Consider the following 19950-nt stretch of genomic DNA (forward strand, 5'->3'; position numbering starts at 1 on the left):
TTACTTTTGTTGTGTCGTTTCTGCAACACTTCAACCATTCTTGTAGTGGTTCTTTGCCTAAATTTTGGTTAATATACAATTGTCAACTGAGAGAAGTTCTCTCATCTGATCATAATTGTAGAACATTGTAACTTAAGACCTCTTATTAGGAGGTTGTTACAATGAAAACATTTTTAAGTCTTTTAAGCGTTTTAGCATTAAACGCTTCTGTGGTTTTTACTAATCCTGCTGGTTACTCCCCTAGTGCCGCAGCTGATGATGTAAAAACTGAAACAATGAGTGCTGTAAACCCCATATCAAATAATAAAAAACAGCAACCCATTCAAGTTAAGTCGGAATTAGCCAGTACTCCCCATACTGGTAGTTCTCTTAACTACTTCCCCAAAGATACTACTAGTCAAATGAATCAAAGTTCTCCCCAGAACAATGAATCAAAACAAACGGTACCTTCCCCCCAAGCAGATACCGCAAAGACCCCAACGTTGAGTGGTCAGCAAAGTAGTGATACTACTAATGCCATCGCGTTTAACAATGTTAAGTTTCCAATCGGAGATTTCCACGGCAATGGAAATGTTCCCGGAGACGGACATATTTATCGTTGGGATGACGCACCAGTTGATAATTGGTTTTTACTAGAGCGTTCAACACCGCAAGCAAACATGGTCTGGAAGTTACAAGTAGGTTCTACAATTTCGGCAAATAATCAGACATATCATGTATATTCCATTTTAAATGGAGTGAGTCATAGTGACCCACGGCCGATGGAAGCTTTAAAGAGCAATGGTGGGATTTTAATTCAAACATGTGAACAACCAGTTTACAATTCCCCGTTAACCTTTGTGCTCGCTAAATAAATAATTGTAGATAAAAATAAAAAGATTAGACACGTTGGTCTAATCTTTTTTAGTAGCTTGATTTGATTAATCATTATCTAAAAACAAATTCTTATACGATATCTCTGCTAGATGTTGACTTAATTCCTCGGCTGGTTCTTTTGACCCATCAAAATACCATTGCCGCACAGCACCTAAACCGCCTTCCACATTATACCAAACTAAATCAAAAGATTTATGTGGTAATACTCCTTTAACAATATAGTTAGTTAACGTTTTGACAAATAAAAAGAAACATTCATCGCTACACAACACCCGAAACTTTTGATTATCATCTTTAATTTTTAAAAGTGCCTGCGTCAAAATTTTAGTATATGCTGCCAAGAAATCTGGTTGTTTACGGCACTCCCTTACCGCATTAATCCAAAGATCACAATTTTGCTCGATGATTTCTATCATGATTTCATAAGTATTACGATAATGTGCATAAAAAGTCGATCGATTCACATTAGCTACATTGCACAACTCTTTGATAGTAATGTCATCTAACATCTTCTTCTGCATCAATTGAACTAAAGAAGTTTGTAACATTAGTTTAGTATAGTTAAAACGTGCTGATTTTGTTAACATGAGAATCCCCCCAATACCCATACATGTTTATCATAAACCCTAAGTCAAATAAATGTAACAAAAAAGACACTACATATCGAATTACCAAAGTCCTCCCCAGAACAATGAATCCAGATAAAGTGTCTTAATGTTATTTTATCTATTACTATCAATAAGCTAATAACTATTCTACGGCAATAGAACAATATGCTATTAAAACTTATTGGTTTTTATAACGCACTAATGATAATTACCTTTTATTAAAACGTACAGTACCGCAAGCAAACGGATCATAGTCTAATTAAGTAAGTTCTATCATTGCACAATTAATATTATAGCACGTAGAACTATAAAATAACACCCTAAATCCAGTTAAATTATTTTTATTTGCTGGATCTTGAGGCAAATCCCCATCAGTAGGGGTTTTGAATTAAAGTAATTGTTCACCCTTTCCTCAACAAAAGCCTTTCAGAAAACAAATTGCCCACTAGCTAGTAGCTAAGCTTGTGCAATGATTAATTTATTTCAACCCATTATCTTTTATTTTTCTGAAAAATCCAGTGCAATTTCATTCAGATTAGTCAATATTAAATTACAAAATAAATAATTTTTTCGCAACTTTTGCAATAATTAATAAGTGAACCTGACCTTATGTAAAAATAATCGCTGCTTTTGCCAGTAACATTAACTGACTAGTTAGCACCCAACTTCTCAGAGCTTTTGTACCCACCGCAATATTTTAATCTACAAAAAAAAGCATTGATATAATTTCAAATCAATGCTTTGTCTTAATTATTATTTAGCTAGTACATAAAAGTTAGAAACTTTTTGATTGTTAGTGGTTTGAATGTAAAGAACAATGCCACCATTTTCTGCTTGAATAGCAGCAGGACGAGAAGTACTTTGATCAGTTTTAGCTAGTAAATCATAAACTTGATAGCTTTTTTGATTAACTACAACCTTTGTACCTACTCGTAAATTTTGAACCATGTTTGCTTGCGTTCCTGTACGTTCTAGTAAAAACCAATTATCGCGTGGTGCATCGGTCCAGTGATAAACCTTACCTGAGTCGGGAATAATACCATTGCCGTGGTAATCTGCGACTTGATAAGTTGAATTATCAATTGTCATCACATCTCGGGGATAACTTTCAGGATGACTAGGATCAATAATGGTGACACTCGCCTGTGAAACTGCAGTGCTAGAACCGCTTGTTGTGTTTACCACTGCGGGGGAAGATTTCACTGGTTGATTATTATTAGTTGTTTTAATGGTTTTAGTTGCTTGTTCTTGATGATTAACAGTAATTTCTTGTGTCGGCTGAACAGTATTTCTATCCGCCAAAGTTTGACGATTCATCTGTCCAATCGGTAGTGCTAAGTTAATTGCTAAAGCACTGAAAATTGTTAATAAAGTTTTACCTTTCATGTTGGTTGCCTCCTTAATTAGCCAGAGGTCCAAAATCACGAGTATTACAAGTTTGTTTAAATGTCCCTTTTAAGGAACAACTATATAATAACCACATCAATTCTTAATAACAACGACAGCTGTTGTTAAAATGTTGCAAAAACGACACAATCAAAAACGTTGTCGGATAATCGTCCCATAAATGAAACACTATTTCATAAAAAATGAGAATAAATAAAATTCATATCCATTTTACCCATTTTTCTTAGTCTAGCACCAATAATCTCTCATTGTCTTCATACTTTGTTACTCATTAAAAGCTTCGATAGCTTCCAAACTCTTATTCAGATTAAGTTGACATTGTTTAAAGTCTCAGTTATACTAATGCCAATTTAGACATGAAAGGATGATCAACATGAGTCAGTTAACAATTAGTAACGTTCAACTATCTTGGCAAAGCCAGCACTGCTGATCGTAATCGTTCTAAGCGGATACGATCTGGCAAACAGTTTGTATCCGTGCTGACTTATTTTTTCATTCCCAAAGCCTGCATGGTTCTAACACAGCAGACTTTGGCTTCTCAAGGGCAAACCAGAGTAATGCTGGTTTGCCTTTTTTATTTGCCCGGATAATTTAACGAGGTGAATCATGAAACGAATGCTAACATTTATTAGTCTAATATTGATTTTTCTGGGCTTTGCTTTCTTTCAAAATCCCAAAGTTAACACCCAAACTGCTACCAATTCCACGCAAGTAACGCGTGTGGGAATTTTACAAATGGTCACTCATCCCGCCTTGGATCAAATTCATAAAGGCGTAGTTCTAGGATTAAAGAAAAAAGGATTTATTGTCGGTAAAAATTTGCGGATTGATTTTTTAAATGCGCAGGGTGATCAAAGCAATCTCAAAACTATGTCCCAACAATTAGCTAACAAAGATCATTTGTTAGTCGGGATCGCTACTCCAGCTGCACAGGCTTTAGCCAACAGTGCTCAAAGTAATACTCCCATTATGTTAGCCGGCATTTCTGCTCCTGCTTCTAGTGGCTTAGTCAAGTCCGAACGCCATCCAGGTGCTAATATTACAGGTTCTTCTGGTTTGAATCCTGTTAAACAACAGTTCAAACTCATTAGAACTATCATGCCACAGGCTCAAAGAATTGGTATTATCTATACTTCCTCTGATCATGGTGGGCAAACTAACGCCCATGCTTTTGCCAAAGTGGTCCGCCAAGCAGGTTTAACACCCAAATTGTTCACTATCACGAACACCAATGATTTACAACAAGTTGCTGCCCAAATGGTGACACAAGTCGATGCCGTTTACGCTCCCCAAGATAATGGCATTGCTTCCGCGATGAAGACTTTAGTCAAAGTAACTAATAATGCTAACATTCCGGTTTTTCCTTGTGCGGAAACCATGGTGCCTGATGGTGGCAGTGCTGCTTATGCAATTAAGCAAAAAGATTTAGGAATCGTAGCTGGTGAAATGGCGGGCAATGTTTTACATGGACACCAAACCGCTAATTATCCGGTGCAACACGTGATCAAAGGACATTATCTTATCAATGAAAAAGAAGTTCAGCGCCTGCATTTACATGTTCCCGCTAAAATTATGCAAGCTGCGCAGAGAGATGGAGGCATTATCAAATGAGTTTAATTACATCAAGTATCGGGCAAGGATTACTCTGGGCTATTTTAGGTATTGCGTTGTTTTTAACTTTTCGTATTCTCAATTTTGCTGATATGACCGTTGAAGGAACCTTTCCTCTAGGGGCAGCGGTTACTGTAACTGCCATTACCCACGGTCTTTCACCTTTAATAGCCACCATTTTGGGTTGTTTAGCAGGAGCTGTGGGAGGCTTAATTACTGGATTGTTATATACAAAGGGGAAGATTCCCATCTTATTAGCGGGCATTTTAGTTATGACTGGCTGTCTATCCGTTAACCTGCGAATTATGGGGGGCGCTAATGTCTCACTACTAGGCCAAAAAACTTTTTTCACTGCCGCTTTCTTCAAAACTTTACCCCGTTATTTTGACAGTATTACCATTGGTGGGTTGGCTATCATTATTATTACTGGATTAATTTGCTGCTTTTTAATGACTGACTTAGGCCAAGCTTTCATTGTAACTGGTGATAATCCGACCATGGCGCAGTCGTTAGGCATTAACACCGATAATATGACTATTCTAGGTTTAGCCATTTCCAATGGTTTGGTTGGACTCAGTGGCGCCTTAATCGCTCAAAATAATGGTTACGCTGACGCTAATATGGGTATTGGCATTATTGTAATTGCTTTAGCGTCCATCATTATTGGCGAAGTTGTTTTTGGCGAATTAACCCTCAATCAGCGCTTAATTGCGGTCACTTTAGGTAGTATTATTTATCGTTTTATTCTCCTAATTGTTCTGCAACTAGGTTTTTCGACTAATGATTTAAATTTGATTTCGGCCATTATCTTAGCCATTTGTTTGATGTTACCGCAATTGCGACATTGGTTAAAATTAGACACTATTTTTGCAAAAGGAGGCCCTAATAATGACAAATAGCCAACCAATCCTACAATTAAAAAACATTACCACTTTAGTTAACCAAAAGACGAATAATGAGGCTACTATCCTTAATCAACTAAATTTCAAAATTTATCCTGGAGATTTCATTACCATTGTTGGTGCTAATGGTGCCGGTAAATCGACTTTGTTTAACGTGTTAGCGGGAGATATTAAACCAAATTATGGGCAAATTTTACACCATAAAAAAGATATTACGACAACTTCAATTGCCCAACGTACTAAATTTTTAAGCCGGGTTTTCCAAGACCCTAAAAGTGGTACCGCACCTAGAATGACGGTGGCCGAAAATATTTTATTAGCAACTAAAAGAGGGCAAAAGCGGGGGTTACATTTTCGTCATTTGCAGGCTAATCGGCCCCAAATCAAAGCACTAACTACCCGCATCGGCAATAGCTTGAACCAACGTCTCGATACTCCAACCGAAAATTTGTCTGGCGGTCAAAGACAAACTTTAAGTTTTTTGATGGCCACCTTAAACCAACCCGAGCTTTTATTATTAGATGAGCATACCGCCGCATTAGACCCGCATAGTAGCCAACAGTTACTGGACCAGACTAACCAGATTGTTACCCAACAACATTTAACTTGTTTAATGATTACCCACCATCTTGAAGATGCGCTCCAATATGGTAATCGGCTAATTGTTTTAAATCAGGGGCAAATTCAAGCTGACTTTACAGCCGCTGAAAAAAAGCAGCTAACCGCTACTGCGTTAGCTGCACTCTTAACCCAATCCGCGCACGAATCTCCAGAAAACATTTCTCAGTCCTAACATGCAATCCTTTTTATTAAGGACGGCTATTCAGTCAAGGCTGCACCATTAGTTGCAATAATCTTTTTCAGCCAATAATAGGACTTTTTAGGCGTTCTGTTTAAAGTTCCTCGGCCCTGATCATCCATATCCACATAAATTAGACCGTAACGTTTTTTCATTTCACCTGTGGACAGCGAAACTAAATCAATTGGCCCCCACATCGTATATCCCAGACATGGCACATGATCAATATTAATTGCCGCGGCCATCGCAGTTAGGTGTTGTTTCAGATAATCAATTCGGTAATCATCGGCCACATAACCATGTTCATCAACTTGATCCTCCGCTCCTAATCCATTTTCCACAATAAAGATGGGCTTTTGCAGGCGATCATAGATTTCATTCATACAATACCTTAACCCCAACGGATCAACGGGCCAACCCCAAGGTGTAGTTGGTAAATAGGGATTGGAATGACCGCCAACATTAAACCATTGATCCTGAGCTTGCGTCGTATTTGAACGATAATAACTAAAAGCGATGTAGTCTAATTGTCCCGCTTGTAAAATTTTGCGATCTGCCGCAGTAATGTCCAAGTGCTGAAAACCGTGATGCTGCCAAACTTCGGGAGCATAGTTAGGATAATAGCCCCGACTCATCACATCTATAAAATACCAATTTTCACGCCGTTCTTGCAGCTGCCAGAAGACATCCTCTGGTTTACAAGTAGCTGGATAAAGACCGCTCATGGCATACATGGCCCCAAATTGACTTTGGGGCATGAGTTGATGCCCTAATTGAACTGCTTTCGCAGAAGCGACAAACATATTATGAGCTGCTTGATAACGTTGTTGACCACTGGCTTGTCGCACACCCGTTGGACCAAAGCCACGGACCGCATTAATTTCATTAAAGGTTAACCAGTAACGACAGCGATCCCCAAAAGCCTCAAATAATGTGCGCGCATATTTAACATAGTAATCAATCACTTTGGTAGACGCCCAGCCATTATATTTTTGTGCCAAATTCATTGGTAATTCATCGTGACAAATCGTAATTAACGGTTCCATCTGATATTTGGTTAATTCATTAATGACGTCATCATAAAATTTTAAACCCGCTGGATTCGGTTGATCTTCTTCACCCGTTGGAAAAATTCGACTCCAACAAATCGAAAAGCGAAAAACATTAAAGCCCATGCCAGCCATCAGCTTAATATCCTCTTGATAATGATGATAAAAGTCGACCGCTTGATGACTAGGATAATATTGCTGCTCTAAAAATACTGGTTGGGCATCTGCAGGCACCGAATCAGCGTCAAAAAAGGAACTTTTGGGTTGAAGCAAATTGCCCTGAGCATCTTGCAGCGTGTGATGTCGCGGGTGGGCTTTGGAACCGGCAGTTTCATAATCACGTGATAAGATGCCACGACCACCTTCATTAAAACCACCTTCATATTGAAAATCTGCTGTCGCCCCACCCCACAAGAAACCTTGTGGCAATTTTGTATCTTGCACCATTAATTATCTAACCTCTTTACTCCAAAATTAGTTGACCGTTTTCATTTTACCATGATTATACGACTTTATTCCTAGATTAATTGCAGACAAAAAGCCTTATCGTTCATCATAGAAACGATAAGGCTTTTATTTTTATCTACAATTATTTATTTAGCGAGCACAAAGGTTAACGGGGAATTGTAAACTGGTTGTTCACATGTTTGAATTAAAATCCCACCATTGCTCTTTAAAGCTTCCATCGGCCGTGGGTCACTATGACTCACTCCATTTAAAATGGAATATACATGATATGTCTGATTATTTGCCGAAATTGTAGAACCTACTTGTAACTTCCAGACCATGTTTGCTTGCGGTGTTGAACGCTCTAGTAAAAACCAATTATCAACTGGTGCGTCATCCCAACGATAAATATGTCCGTCTCCGGGAACATTTCCATTGCCGTGGAAATCTCCGATTGGAAACTTAACATTGTTAAACGCGATGGCATTAGTAGTATCACTACTTTGCTGACCACTCAACGTTGGGGTCTTTGCGGTATCTGCTTGGGGGGAAGGTACCGTTTGTTTTGATTCATTGTTCTGGGGAGAACTTTGATTCATTTGACTAGTAGTATCTTTGGGGAAGTAGTTAAGAGAACTACCAGTATGGGGAGTACTGGCTAATTCCGACTTAACTTGAATGGGTTGCTGTTTTTTATTATTTGATATGGGGTTTACAGCACTCATTGTTTCAGTTTTTACATCATCAGCTGCGGCACTAGGGGAGTAACCAGCAGGATTAGTAAAAACCACAGAAGCGTTTAATGCTAAAACGCTTAAAAGACTTAAAAATGTTTTCATTGTAACAACCTCCTAATAAGAGGTCTTAAGTTACAATGTTCTACAATTATGATCAGATGAGAGAACTTCTCTCAGTTGACAATTGTATATTAACCAAAATTTAGGCAAAGAACCACTACAAGAACGGTTGAAGTGTTGCAGAAACGACACAACAAAAGTAATTGTCGGATAATTGTTTCAAAAGTGGGACAGAATTTCCAAAAAAGGGATTAAACTTTGATATTTCGTTTCATTTGATGCGGAAAGTAAAAAAAATAGAATCTTCATTAAAGGTGTCTTTCGACACACTTGAAGATTCTATCAAACATTCTTCAACTACTTTTTCAGACGGACGTTAGTCATGTTATACATATTGTCCGGATTCAATTCCAGGTTCTTAATTCTAGATTTCGTCATAAAGGCTTGACCATTTTGATATAGCGGAATGACACCTTGTTGTTCATTAATGATATCTTGCGCTGCTTTCATATCGTTCCAACGTGCGGTGACATTATTGGCATCTTCATTCATGCTCTTATTCAATAAAGCGTCATACTGTGGATTACTCCACTTACCACTATTATAAGAATTATTAGTCATAAATAAGGTTAAGAAATTAATCGGATCTGGAAAATCTGCATTCCATTGCGTAATGACCATATCAAAGTCTCCACTCACTGAGCGACTGAGTCGACTCTTATACGGTACATTATTCAATGTAACTTTCAAACCTGGTAATTTTTGTAATTGACTTTGTAAAAATTCACTTTGTTGTTTGGCAATATCCGTATCGTCACTTAACAAAACCAAATTAAATTTTTTCTTGGTTTGACCACTTTCTTGTAATCCTTGTTTCCATAACTGCTTAGCTTTAGCCAAATCATATTTGGTATAGGCTTTACCAGTGCCACTCGTTTCACTGACAAAATCTTTCGATTGATCCTTAGGATCATAAGCCATATCGGCAGCCGTTACAGAAGTAGCTACTGAAGTTCCATTACCCAAAACTTTTTTCGTCAATTGTTTGCGGTCAATTGCAAAGGATAAAGCTTGCCGAATTTTTTGATTCTTGAACATCGGCAACTTCTTCTGGTTGAGTTCAATATAATCAGTCGAATTTTGCTTTTGGACGCTATAACCCTTGGAATTCTTCATTTGTTTAGAAGTATCGCCACTCAATTCCGCACGGTCCAACTTATCCGATTGATACAAATTCAACGCAGTCGAAGCATCTTTGACGACTTGGTATTTCAAAGTTTTGACCTTAACGTGCTTGGCATTCCAATAAGTATTATTCTTAACTTCAGTCCACGTATTATCGGAATTACTCCAATTCTGCAATTTGTAGGGTCCATCGAAAACTAAAGTCTTCGAATTGGTTCCATACTTCTTCCCCCACTTTTTAGTGGCCCGCGGATTCTGCGGATAAAATTGCGAGCCCGTTAATAATTCATTAAAATATGGAATTGGCTTCTCTAGAGTAACCTGTAAAGTATGTGCATCTAAGGCTTTAACCCCCAAAGAATCCACTGGTTTTTTCCCGGCAGTAATCGCCTTGGCGTTAGCAATCCCCTCATAGATATAAGCGTATTGAGATTTAGTTTGGGGATTAACCGTCCGCCGCCAAGAATTAACAAAATCGTTAGCCACTACTGGATCGCCATTGCTCCATTTAGCGTTCTTGCGTAATGGAAAGGTATAAGTTAAACCGTTATTGGTTGGCTTAACCACTTTAGTGGATAATTCTGGTTCGATAGTCTTACCATTATAACGATATAAACCTGCCATGGTATTCTGTGCCGCTTGCGCGCTCAAAATATCAGTCATCATGGAAGTATCCATGGTTGCTAACAGGTCTTTGGACATAATCCGCACTTCATTAGTGGGCGCTTGAGCCTGTTTGGAACCACAGCCTACCATTAATACAGCCGCCGTCAAGGTCATGCCACCACCCAGCAACATCTTTGGTAACTTCATTGCTCCCATCTCTTCTCCCTTAAATTTTGTAGCCGTTTAGTTGTGTTGAGTTTACTCTCTTTTTAATTAAAAGTAAATGAGATGTTGTGGCTATTTTTATAATTATTATTAATGTAAAAATAATCAGCAACCCGACCAACACGAACCAAACACTTGAGTTACGCGTTTAAAACTACTATAATCACTTTTATTAAGATTAATTATGAGGAGATTTTTTTAATGCCAGCAACTTTTCGTTTAGCGACGCTGCCAGATTTAAGTACCATCGTTACCATTTATAACCAAAGTATTCCTATCCAAACGATTACCGCCGATTTAGAACCCGTTACTGTCGCCCAACGCCAAAGCTGGTTTTTAGAACATCAACAAAATCCCCTACGTCCGTTATGGGTTATTTTACAAAAGCAACAAATTGTGGGCTGGGCTAGCTTATCCGATTTTTATGGTCGGGCTGCTTATCAAACTACCAGTGAAATCAGTATTTATTTAGATAAGAATGCACAACATCAAGGTCTCGGCCAAGCCACCCTAGATTTTATTTTTCCGCAATTAAAAAGTTTGCATATAAAAACAGTTGTTGCCTATATTTTTAGTGCCAACTTAGCCAGTGAACATTTATTTAGTAAAAATAATTTCCAACGTTGGGGTCACTTACCGGCCGTAGCCAATAATCAAGGCAAAGTTTTGGACTTAGATATTTGGGGCCGCCACTTTCAAGATTTTTGCAGTAAAAAAGCTGGTCATTAATCACTGACCAGCTTCAAACTTATTTTTGACCGTGACCTGTGCACAGAATTGTTGAATCACTTGTGCGTAACGCTGCGGATCACTTTCAATGGAACGAATATGGCTCCCATCAACAAAGTCCACCAATTGCACTGCTGAAGTTACTCCTTGCATTAATTGAGCTGACATTTGTGGGGGCACCGTCGTATCTTTTAAACCACGAATTAGCAAAACCGGGACTTTCGTTTGCTGCAATGCTGGTCGAACATCAATTTGCGCATAACTGGCACCAAACTTAACTTTCGACCATAATGAAATCAACTGGGTTATGGCTTTACTAGGCAACTTAAACTGACGATGAATAGTATACTCACTAATAGCCTGGGCATTAGTGTAACTAGAATCAGCAATCACGCCAGCTAATTGTGGCGGCAAAGATAAAGCCAAACTCTGTAAAACAGTCGCTGCTCCCATCGACGCCCCAAATAAAATCAAAGGTGCCTGTAATTGAGATTGTTGTTGTAGCCACTGCAGCCACAACTGCACATCGTATTTTTCCAAATAACCATAACTTAAATAATCACCTCCACTTAAACCCGCAGCGCGATTATCAGGTTGTAAAACGTTATAGCCCAATTGATAAAATAAACCACCAATTTTATCTAATGAATGATGATCCACCCCAAAACCATGAACAATTAAAACCGTTCCTAAGTTTTGGGGATTACTGGTCAAAAAGCCCGTTAACGTCCAGCCATCATGGGCTACTAACTGGACTGTGCGATGTGGTAATTGTTCAAACTGTTGGGCCCATTTAATGGCTTGGTTAGTGGATGCATATTGTGGTGGTTGCGTTTTTAACGCTGAACTGTCACGACGCTGTACATATTCAAACAAGACTTTTCCGATTAGTAAAGGAACTGTTCCTAAAACTGTTACACCGGCTAATTTTTTCTTAAACATTTATCGGACCTCCTTTACTAAAAAAACGCCCATGGCAGCTAATGTAATCGTAATAAAAATCAATAAAAATAGATTATTAAAAGTCCATTGAGTTGCCAATAGACTGCCTAAATAAGGACCGACAGCCCGTCCTAATGAACCAAAGATGACATAAAAGCTTTGATAGCGTCCTTGGTTATCCGCGTTCGCAAATTTATTGAGTAAGGCAGGAATGGTGGGGAACGTAACTGATTCTCCAATGGTTAGTAATAACATGCTCCACACATATTGACTATAATGTGTCGCATTAGGTAACAATAAAAATGACCCCGCCATAATCAATAATCCCGTACCAATCTGAAATTTTAAGGATTGAAACAAATGCGTCATGATTTGATTCATCAAGGGCTGAATAATAATCAGTGACGCCGCGTTAATACTAAATAATAAACTATACTGGTGCATTGTTAAATGCCGATCTAACATATATAAGGACATATTGCTATCCCACTGTGAGTAACCTAACCAGACAATTAAAGTGGCTAAGCATAAAAGTATCAAATTCAACCTCAAATGTTGGGACTTTAACTGGTTAGTGTGCCCATTATTAGTTGAAGGAGCGTGGTAGTTTGCATGCTGGACCTGTTGAACGCCATCCAAGATCGAACCACGCCAAAACACAATTACCAAACACAAGCCAAAACACAATGCTGGCAAAAAGAAAGTTAAAAAAATACTACTTTGAAAAATGACACTCACCAGCATGGAGCCAATGGCAATCCCGACATTAGCTGCCAGATACATTGCATTGAAAACCTTTTGGGGCGTATGACTTTGCTGAGCTGCCACCGCCGTATATGAGTTCACCGCCGTATAACTAATGCCCATGCCTAAGCCTACGATCACTAACCAAACGGGATACAAGGGCCACTGATGATTAACCGCCATAATCACAAAACCGAGTGCCGCTAATAAATAGCCACAGCACAACGTTTTCGTATGCGAAAACCGATCAAACAAATAACCGCCCAAAGCATTACCCAGCATCATCACTAAGGAATAGATCATTAGGACCCAACCAGCAGTAATCATTGATTCGTGTAAATATTTCGTTATAAAAATAGTATTCACTGGTAAAATAAAGCCCATAACGAGATTAAAAATTACATTCATAATTAATAACCACCGTTGCTGTTCATTTGCCATCGAAGAATTCCTTTCCGTTTTTGGATTAAGTCATAGTTACTAACATCTAGCCACAATCTTTTGAAGAGGAGCATTTAGATTGAACATTCATTTATCAAATATTAAACAACAAGGACAACAAATCTTAACTTGGATCTATCCTTTTGTCCTAGTTGATGCTTATTCACATCTCATCACTAGTAGCGTTATAAACCCGAATGGTTTTTTACGTCATCTCTTACATTTACCGAACCTCAGTCACTATTTACCCTTATTCCTAAATTTAAATAATTTATTGGAGTTCGGTATTTTATTACTACTTAGCTATCTTATTTCCCAAAAATTCCAGCCGCAAGCATCTTTAGTCACACATTGCTGCACTTGCTTAGTAATTATTTTAACTTGTTTAAACCATGATACCAATCTTTATCTGAATCAACCACCGATTTTATTGGTGATTATTATTAGTTTGATAAGTTCCTTAATTTTAAGTCGTCTCCACTGTCCCACCCTGATTATTACTGTGGCTATTATTTTGGGCTATAGCTTAAATTGGTTAAACCCTTTGAGTTGGTTCAATAATATTCCTGGTATTTCCACTAATGTTCAAAAAATTCAACCACTCAGTTTATTTTTTCTGACAATTATTCGTTGTCTGGGCAGTTGGCTCGGGCTCATCAATCCCTTTAATGCTAAAAGTCAAGCCATCAATTCGCCCGCAGCTACTGCCAATTTGAGTGCTGCTTTATCACATCAAAGTTTGCCTTATCCATTGAATACCCATTCGCTTTATACTAGCTATACCTTTTTAGGAGGAATCGGGTGCTGTTTGGGGTTAATTTTTGCGCTTTTGTATTATCATCGCTACCAAATCGTGCTCGAAAATTTGATTCCCAGCATGTTTGGACTGAACGCCCCATTACTCATTAAACTACCAGTCTTATTCAATTATCGCTTCCTAATTCCCTTTATTGTGAGCCCCTTAGTAAGCATGCTGATTGGTTACTGTTTCATTAATTTGAAATGGGCGTCACCTGCCATTTACCAAATTTTTGCCGGCACCCCAACTTTTCTTTGGAACTTTTTAGGAACCAATGGCAACTGGGCAGCTTTGTTCGCGACTCTTTTAGCCATCCTTAGTTCCACTTTAATTTATTTGCCATTTGTGAAAGCGGAGGTTGCCCATGAAAAAATCACTGTGGATTAAAATTATTCTCTTGATCTTTGTCCTCAGCAGTATTCCTGCCTATTTTCAAATGAAGCAGGCTGTTTATAGTGAAAAAGCGTTCCACAATTCAACACTATCCCCGGTGATCTTTATCCCTGGCAGTTCTGCTTCACAAAATCGCTTTGATGATTTATTAAAGCAATATAATACCCCTAAAAAAAGACATAGTATTGTCAAAATTACGGTGCGGACGAACAATCACTTGCATGTGACGGGTAAAATTACTGCTCATGATAAACAACCTTTTATTGTGATTGCTTTTCAAAATAACGCTGACGGATACCAGAATATTAAAAAGCAAACTTACTGGCTCAAATTAGCTATCAATTATTTAACTGCTAATTATAACTTTAACAACTTCTCTGCCGTCGGTCACTCTAACGGCGGCTTAATTTGGACGTGGTATTTAGAAAAATATTTTAATCAAAACGCTTTGCGCATCAATCATTTAATTACCATTGGTACGCCCTACAATTCTTTAGAATCCAATATCAAAAATCAAACCGCAATTTTTCACCAATTACACCAGCACCGCAAGAAGTTACCCAAGAATTTAATTGTCGATTCCATTGCGGGCACTAAAAATTATCAAGATGATGGCACTGTACCTTATCAAAGTGTCGAAGCGGGTAAATATATTTTTCAAAATACGGTCGCTAAATACACACAGGCCACCGTCACTGGTGACGATAGTGAGCATTCCAGTTTATTAGCTAACCAACAAGTTCGAACCATTATTCGTGAAAACATCTTGAACCAATTTAATTTTAATAATGAAAAAAAGCCATAACTTTTGTTATGGCTTTTTTAAAGGGATATTACTTCAAGTAATATTTATCATCAGTTCACATCTAATGATAAAGATGTCACCATATCCGCTGGCTATTGTTATTAATAACAATCGACATTCCCAGAATCATCACTAAAAAGTGATCACTCGACTCATCGCATATCATCAATTTATCATGAATAACGCCGAAATGCAAGATCTACAATTAATTGGGCTAAGATATAGCCCATTGCAATTGCCCCAATAATTAAAATGACTAGCACTGTTAAATGCAGCCCTTCGAAGATTTGTCCAAAAACCAGTGCTCGTACAGCTTGATATGCGGTTGCTCCAGGAACTAGTGGCACCAACGCTGGTATATTAAATAGACTCACGGGCATCTTTTTATAACGCGCACATAAATAACTAACAATTCCAATCATTAGTGCCGCAATTAAGTTAGCGAATACTTTACCTGATTTCACAAAATTACTTAAAATCCAATAAATCATCCAGCCTAATGATCCACAAACACCACTAGTAATGAGCGCTGTGCGCGGAATATTAATACAGAGTGCATATCCAATGGTGCCGACAAAGCTAAATGTAATTTGAATGATAATTTGAATCGCATTTAGTATCATATACGAAACTCCCTTCTTTAAAAGAATCTCAGTACCATTGCGATACCGCCGCCAATCGCCATTGCACTCAAAATTGCCGAACCCATTCGAGCTAATCCCGATATTAAGTGCCGTGCCATCAGGTCGCGCAGTGCGTTCGTTAACGATACTCCTGGCACTAAGGGCATCACAGCACCAATAATTAAGTAGTTTAAATTATTCACACAGTGACTTTTTTGAAGCACAACAGCTAAGAGCGCAATAGTGGTTGCTGCTAAAAAAGTACTGATAAAACTAATATCAATCCATTGTTTGACAAAATAATCAATTAAATAACCAATCATTCCTACAATTCCTGCAGGCACAAAATCAACCCAATCATATTCGCCCACAAATAAAATCATCAAGGTGCAACTCAACAAAAAAGCACCAGCTGCTTTTAACCACAATGGAAAATCTAACATCGACCGCTCAATTTGCTGTAACCCTTGTTCTAATTGCTCTAAAGTTAATTGTTCAGCCACAAATTGACGTGATAATGAATTAACTTCCGTCACTTTATATAAATTAGTCGTTTCGTGGTTAATTTGCACCATTCTTGTATTAGTCAAACGATCAGCGCTTAAAAAAATTCCCGTCGGCGTCGTATAAATCTCCGGGTGTTCAATTCCACCCTTTAGCAAAATTCGTTGCATTGTATCCTGGGCACGATGCATTTCTGCTCCGGATTCAATCATAATTTTTCCCGCTAATAATCCGACGTCAACTATTCGTCGTTGTTGTTTGTAAGCCATAATCAGTACTCATCCCATTCTTTTTAAAGACACAAAAAAAGATTATCATTATTAAAATGATAATCTTTTATAAACAGCATGGCAACGACCTATCCTCGCAGGTAGTTTCCCACCAACTACTTTCGGCGCTGAGAAGCTTAACTTCTGTGTTCGGCATGATTCCAGGTGTTTCCTCCTCGCTATCGCCACCACACTTGCTCTCTTCTTACCTTCTGAAAGAACCTTAGTCCTCTCAAAACTGAATATTATGTTCTTACTCGACACCCTTGGTTAAGCCCTCGACCGATTAGTATTGCTCAGCTCCATGTATCACTACACTTCCACTCGCAACCTATCTACCTCATCTTCTTTGAGGGGTCTTACTTCATTACTGAATGGGAAATCTCATCTTGAGGTGGGTTTCACACTTAGATGCTTTCAGCGTTTATCCCTTCCATACTTAGCTACCCAGCTATGCCTTTGGCAAGACAACTGGTACACCAGTGGTATGTCCATCCCGGTCCTCTCGTACTAAGGACAGATCCTCTCAAATTTCCTACGCCCGCGACGGATAGGGACCGAACTGTCTCACGACGTTCTGAACCCAGCTCGCGTACCGCTTTAATGGGCGAACAGCCCAACCCTTGGGACCGACTACAGCCCCAGGATGCGATGAGCCGACATCGAGGTGCCAAACCTCCCCGTCGATGTGAACTCTTGGGGGAGATAAGCCTGTTATCCCCAGGGTAGCTTTTGTCCGTTGAGCGATGGCCCTTCCATACGGTGCCACCGGATCATTAAGCCCGACTTTCGTCCCTGCTCGACTTGTCTGTCTCGCAGTCAAGCTCCCTTCTACCTTTACACTCTACGAATGATTTCCAACCATTCTGAGGGAACCTTTGGGCGCCTCCGTTACTGTTTAGGAGGCGACCGCCCCAGTCAAACTGCCCACCTGACACTGTCTCCCGCCGTGCTTCAACGGCGCGGGTTAGAGCTTTCATATAACAAGGGTAGTATCCCACCAGCGCCTCCTTCGATACTAGCGTACCGATCTCTACGGCTCCTACCTATCCTGTACATGTTACACAAAAACTCAATATCAAGCTACAGTAAAGCTCCATGGGGTCTTTCCGTCCTGTCGCGGGTAACCTGCATCTTCACGGGTATTATAATTTCACCGAGTCTATCGTTGAGACAGTGCCCAAATCATTACGCCTTTCGTGCGGGTCGGAACTTACCCGACAAGGAATTTCGCTACCTTAGGACCGTTATAGTTACGGCCGCCGTTTACTGGGGCTTCAATTCTGGGCTTCGACCGAAGTCTAACTCATCCTCTTAACCTTCCAGCACCGGGCAGGCGTCAGCCCCTATACGTCATCTTACGATTTTGCAGAGACCTGTGTTTTTGATAAACAGTTGTTTGGGCCTTTTCACTGCGGCTGGCTCTTACACCAGCACCCCTTCTTCCAAAGTTACGGGGCTATTTTGCCGAGTTCCTTAACGATAGTTCTCTCGCTCACCTTAGGATTCTCTCCTTGACTACCTGTGTCGGTTTGCGGTACGGGTATTCAGTGTCTCACTAGAAGCTTTTCTCGGCAGTGTGACTATTGTGCTTCGCTACTTTAATTTCGCTCCCTATCACAACTCATCCTTCGCGGTTATAAGCATTTGACTCATATCCAGACTCGCTGCTTAGACATGCTTTTCCAGCTGCATGCTCACAATTCATCTCCTGCGTCCCTCCATCGTTCAAACAACACTGAACAGTACAGGAATCTCAACCTGTTTTCCATCGATTACGCCTCTCGGCCTCATCTTAGGTCCCGACTAACCCTGGGCGGACGAGCCTTCCCCAGGAAACCTTAGTCATCCGGTGGACCAGATTCTCACTGGTCTTTCGCTACTCATACCGGCATTCTCACTTCTAAGCTCTCCACCAGTCCTCTCGATCTGGCTTCTTCGTGCTTACAACGCTCTCCTACCACGTACATCTTTCGATGCACATCCACAGTTTCGGTACCATACTTAGCCCCGGTACATTTTCGGCGCAGAACCACTCGACTAGTGAGCTATTACGCACTCTTTAAATGAGTTGCTGCTTCTAAGCCAACATCCTAGTTGTCTGTGCAGTTCCACTTCCTTTTCCACTTAGTATGGATTTTGGGACCTTAACTGGTGATCTGGGCTGTTCCCCTTTCGACGATGGATCTTATCACTCACCGTCTGACTCCCGGAGAAAGATCTTTGGCATTCGGAGTTTATCTGAATTCAGTAACCCATGTTGGGCCCCTAGTCCAAACAGTGCTCTACCTCCAAGATCCTCTTCTCCGAGGCTAGCCCTAAAGCTATTTCGGAGAGAACCAGCTATCTCCAAGTTCGTTTGGAATTTCACCGCTACCCACACCTCATCCCCGCAATTTTCAACTTACGTGGGTTCGGTCCTCCAGTGCGTTTTACCGCACCTTCAACCTGGACATGGGTAGGTCACTTGGTTTCGGGTCTACGACTACGTACTCTCTTTCGCCCTATTCAGACTCGCTTTCGCTACGGCTCCGTCTTCTCAACTTAACCTCGCACGCAATCGTAACTCGCCGGTTCATTCTACAAAAGGCACGCCATCACTCTTTAACGAGCTCTGACTACTTGTAGGCACACGGTTTCAGGATCTATTTCACTCCCCTTCCGGGGTGCTTTTCACCTTTCCCTCACGGTACTTGTTCTCTATCGGTCACTAGGGAGTATTTAGCCTTGGGAGATGGTCCTCCCTGCTTCCGACGGGGTTTCACGTGCCCCGCCGTACTCAGGATACTGGTAGAGTGTCTCTGATTTCGCCTACTAGACTATCACTATCTCTGGTTCAGCTTCCCAACTGATTCAGCTATCTTCGACTATCTCACGTCCCAGTCCTACAACCCCAAAGAGCATGCTCTCTGGTTTGGGCTCTTTCCGTTTCGCTCGCCGCTACTCAGGAAATCGATTTTTCTTTCTCTTCCTATGGCTACTTAGATGTTTCAGTTCACCATGTCTTCCTCACTTACAACTTTCGTCGCAGTGTGACTAAGCTTTACCTTAGCCGGGTTCCCCCATTCGGATATCTCCGGATCTTCGTTTACTTACAACTCCCCGGAGCATTTCGCTGTTCGTTGCGTCCTTCTTCGGCTCCTAGTACCTAGGCATCCACCGTGCGCCCTTATTATCTTAACCTTATTT

General features: G+C 39.9%; 16 protein-coding genes and 2 rRNA genes. 7 read left to right on the forward strand and 11 right to left on the reverse strand.

The window, feature by feature from the left end; all coding sequences use genetic code 11:
• Positions 1–161: 161 nt before the first annotated feature.
• Complete coding sequence (locus tag AC3B6B_RS00670; RefSeq protein ID WP_489756795.1) at positions 162–854, forward strand: hypothetical protein; 693 nt, start codon at positions 162–164, stop codon at positions 852–854.
• Between the two features lie 66 nt (positions 855–920).
• Here the strand turns inward: AC3B6B_RS00670 and AC3B6B_RS00675 are convergent, their stop codons facing one another.
• Both AC3B6B_RS00675 and AC3B6B_RS00680 read right to left on the reverse strand, forming a co-directional pair.
• On the reverse strand, positions 921–1463 hold the full coding sequence (locus AC3B6B_RS00675) for a TetR/AcrR family transcriptional regulator (RefSeq protein WP_489756796.1): 543 nt from the start codon (positions 1461–1463) through the stop codon (positions 921–923).
• A gap of 774 nt (positions 1464–2237) precedes the next feature.
• Positions 2238–2870: a hypothetical protein gene (locus AC3B6B_RS00680; protein WP_489756797.1), complete on the reverse strand. Its 633-nt coding sequence runs from the start codon at positions 2868–2870 to the stop codon at positions 2238–2240.
• 627 nt (positions 2871–3497) lie between these two features.
• On the opposite strand from AC3B6B_RS00680, the gene trpX reads away from it, so the two are divergent.
• The 3 genes from trpX to AC3B6B_RS00695 are packed head-to-tail and all read left to right on the forward strand — an operon-like array spanning position 3498 to position 6197.
• Positions 3498–4502, forward strand: coding sequence for a tryptophan ABC transporter substrate-binding protein (gene trpX, locus AC3B6B_RS00685; protein WP_489756798.1), 1005 nt, complete (start codon positions 3498–3500; stop codon positions 4500–4502).
• Positions 4499–5401 (forward strand): ABC transporter permease, encoded by a 903-nt coding sequence (locus tag AC3B6B_RS00690; protein ID WP_489756799.1) that lies wholly within the window; start codon positions 4499–4501, stop codon positions 5399–5401. Before trpX ends, AC3B6B_RS00690 begins: the two co-directional genes overlap by 4 nt.
• Complete coding sequence (locus AC3B6B_RS00695) at positions 5391–6197, forward strand: ABC transporter ATP-binding protein (protein ID WP_489756800.1); 807 nt, start codon at positions 5391–5393, stop codon at positions 6195–6197. The genes AC3B6B_RS00690 and AC3B6B_RS00695 overlap by 11 nt, the downstream gene beginning before the upstream one ends.
• A 26-nt stretch (positions 6198–6223) precedes the next feature.
• Here AC3B6B_RS00695 and AC3B6B_RS00700 read toward each other — a convergent pair whose 3' ends face one another.
• The 3 genes from AC3B6B_RS00700 to AC3B6B_RS00710 form a co-directional block, all read right to left on the reverse strand.
• Positions 6224–7699, reverse strand: a complete 1476-nt coding sequence (locus AC3B6B_RS00700; RefSeq protein WP_489756801.1) for a glycoside hydrolase family 1 protein — start codon at positions 7697–7699, stop codon at positions 6224–6226.
• Between the two features lie 146 nt (positions 7700–7845).
• Positions 7846–8538 (reverse strand): hypothetical protein, encoded by a 693-nt coding sequence (locus tag AC3B6B_RS00705; RefSeq protein WP_489756795.1) that lies wholly within the window; start codon positions 8536–8538, stop codon positions 7846–7848.
• 315 nt (positions 8539–8853) lie between these two features.
• Positions 8854–10494 carry a peptide ABC transporter substrate-binding protein gene (locus AC3B6B_RS00710; protein WP_489756802.1) on the reverse strand — a complete coding sequence of 547 codons (1641 nt, stop codon included), beginning with the start codon at positions 10492–10494 and terminating at the stop codon, positions 8854–8856.
• Positions 10495–10713: 219 nt separating this feature from the next.
• On the opposite strand from AC3B6B_RS00710, the gene AC3B6B_RS00715 reads away from it, so the two are divergent.
• A complete protein-coding gene (locus tag AC3B6B_RS00715) occupies positions 10714–11241 on the forward strand; it encodes a GNAT family N-acetyltransferase (RefSeq protein WP_489756803.1) in 528 nt (175 codons plus the stop codon).
• On the opposite strand, the gene AC3B6B_RS00720 is transcribed toward AC3B6B_RS00715, so the two are convergent.
• Both AC3B6B_RS00720 and AC3B6B_RS00725 read right to left on the reverse strand, forming a co-directional pair.
• A complete protein-coding gene (locus AC3B6B_RS00720) occupies positions 11242–12183 on the reverse strand; it encodes an alpha/beta hydrolase (protein WP_489756804.1) in 942 nt (313 codons plus the stop codon). It abuts the gene before it with no gap.
• Positions 12184–13368 carry an MFS transporter gene (locus AC3B6B_RS00725; RefSeq protein ID WP_489756805.1) on the reverse strand — a complete coding sequence of 395 codons (1185 nt, stop codon included), beginning with the start codon at positions 13366–13368 and terminating at the stop codon, positions 12184–12186.
• Between the two features lie 79 nt (positions 13369–13447).
• Here AC3B6B_RS00725 and AC3B6B_RS00730 point away from each other — a divergent pair, with 79 nt between their 5' ends.
• Both AC3B6B_RS00730 and AC3B6B_RS00735 read left to right on the forward strand, forming a co-directional pair.
• Positions 13448–14554 (forward strand): hypothetical protein, encoded by a 1107-nt coding sequence (locus AC3B6B_RS00730; protein ID WP_489756806.1) that lies wholly within the window; start codon positions 13448–13450, stop codon positions 14552–14554.
• Complete coding sequence (locus AC3B6B_RS00735; protein WP_489756807.1) at positions 14532–15365, forward strand: alpha/beta hydrolase; 834 nt, start codon at positions 14532–14534, stop codon at positions 15363–15365. Before AC3B6B_RS00730 ends, AC3B6B_RS00735 begins: the two co-directional genes overlap by 23 nt.
• A 173-nt stretch (positions 15366–15538) precedes the next feature.
• On the opposite strand, the gene AC3B6B_RS00740 is transcribed toward AC3B6B_RS00735, so the two are convergent.
• The 4 genes from AC3B6B_RS00740 to AC3B6B_RS00755 all read right to left on the reverse strand — a co-directional run bounded on the left by AC3B6B_RS00740 (position 15539) and on the right by AC3B6B_RS00755 (position 19944).
• Complete coding sequence (locus AC3B6B_RS00740; RefSeq protein ID WP_489756808.1) at positions 15539–15988, reverse strand: threonine/serine exporter family protein; 450 nt, start codon at positions 15986–15988, stop codon at positions 15539–15541.
• A 17-nt stretch (positions 15989–16005) separates the two neighbouring features.
• The gene (locus AC3B6B_RS00745) at positions 16006–16761 is read right to left on the reverse strand and encodes a threonine/serine exporter family protein (protein WP_489756809.1); all 756 of its coding nucleotides are present in this window, start codon (positions 16759–16761) and stop codon (positions 16006–16008) included.
• A 76-nt stretch (positions 16762–16837) separates the two neighbouring features.
• A 5S ribosomal RNA gene (gene rrf, locus AC3B6B_RS00750) occupies positions 16838–16954 on the reverse strand.
• Between the two features lie 73 nt (positions 16955–17027).
• Positions 17028–19944, reverse strand: a 23S ribosomal RNA gene (locus AC3B6B_RS00755).
• Positions 19945–19950 lie beyond the last annotated feature (6 nt).

The sequence above is a fragment of the Bombilactobacillus sp. ESL1197 genome (assembly GCF_058107145.1).

Excerpts from the sequence above, each read along its gene's own strand:
- AC3B6B_RS00670 (WP_489756795.1), top strand. The coding sequence starts at position 162 with ATGAAAACATTTTTAAGTCTTTTAAGCGTTTTAGCATTAAACGCTTCT.
- AC3B6B_RS00675 (WP_489756796.1), bottom strand. The coding sequence starts at position 1,463 with ATGTTAACAAAATCAGCACGTTTTAACTATACTAAACTAATGTTACAA.
- AC3B6B_RS00680 (WP_489756797.1), bottom strand. The coding sequence starts at position 2,870 with ATGAAAGGTAAAACTTTATTAACAATTTTCAGTGCTTTAGCAATTAAC.
- trpX (WP_489756798.1), top strand. The coding sequence starts at position 3,498 with ATGAAACGAATGCTAACATTTATTAGTCTAATATTGATTTTTCTGGGC.
- AC3B6B_RS00690 (WP_489756799.1), top strand. The coding sequence starts at position 4,499 with ATGAGTTTAATTACATCAAGTATCGGGCAAGGATTACTCTGGGCTATT.
- AC3B6B_RS00695 (WP_489756800.1), top strand. The coding sequence starts at position 5,391 with ATGACAAATAGCCAACCAATCCTACAATTAAAAAACATTACCACTTTA.
- AC3B6B_RS00700 (WP_489756801.1), bottom strand. The coding sequence starts at position 7,699 with ATGGTGCAAGATACAAAATTGCCACAAGGTTTCTTGTGGGGTGGGGCG.
- AC3B6B_RS00705 (WP_489756795.1), bottom strand. The coding sequence starts at position 8,538 with ATGAAAACATTTTTAAGTCTTTTAAGCGTTTTAGCATTAAACGCTTCT.
- AC3B6B_RS00710 (WP_489756802.1), bottom strand. The coding sequence starts at position 10,494 with ATGAAGTTACCAAAGATGTTGCTGGGTGGTGGCATGACCTTGACGGCG.
- AC3B6B_RS00715 (WP_489756803.1), top strand. The coding sequence starts at position 10,714 with ATGCCAGCAACTTTTCGTTTAGCGACGCTGCCAGATTTAAGTACCATC.
- AC3B6B_RS00720 (WP_489756804.1), bottom strand. The coding sequence starts at position 12,183 with ATGTTTAAGAAAAAATTAGCCGGTGTAACAGTTTTAGGAACAGTTCCT.
- AC3B6B_RS00725 (WP_489756805.1), bottom strand. The coding sequence starts at position 13,368 with ATGGCAAATGAACAGCAACGGTGGTTATTAATTATGAATGTAATTTTT.
- AC3B6B_RS00735 (WP_489756807.1), top strand. The coding sequence starts at position 14,532 with ATGAAAAAATCACTGTGGATTAAAATTATTCTCTTGATCTTTGTCCTC.
- AC3B6B_RS00740 (WP_489756808.1), bottom strand. The coding sequence starts at position 15,988 with ATGATACTAAATGCGATTCAAATTATCATTCAAATTACATTTAGCTTT.
- AC3B6B_RS00745 (WP_489756809.1), bottom strand. The coding sequence starts at position 16,761 with ATGGCTTACAAACAACAACGACGAATAGTTGACGTCGGATTATTAGCG.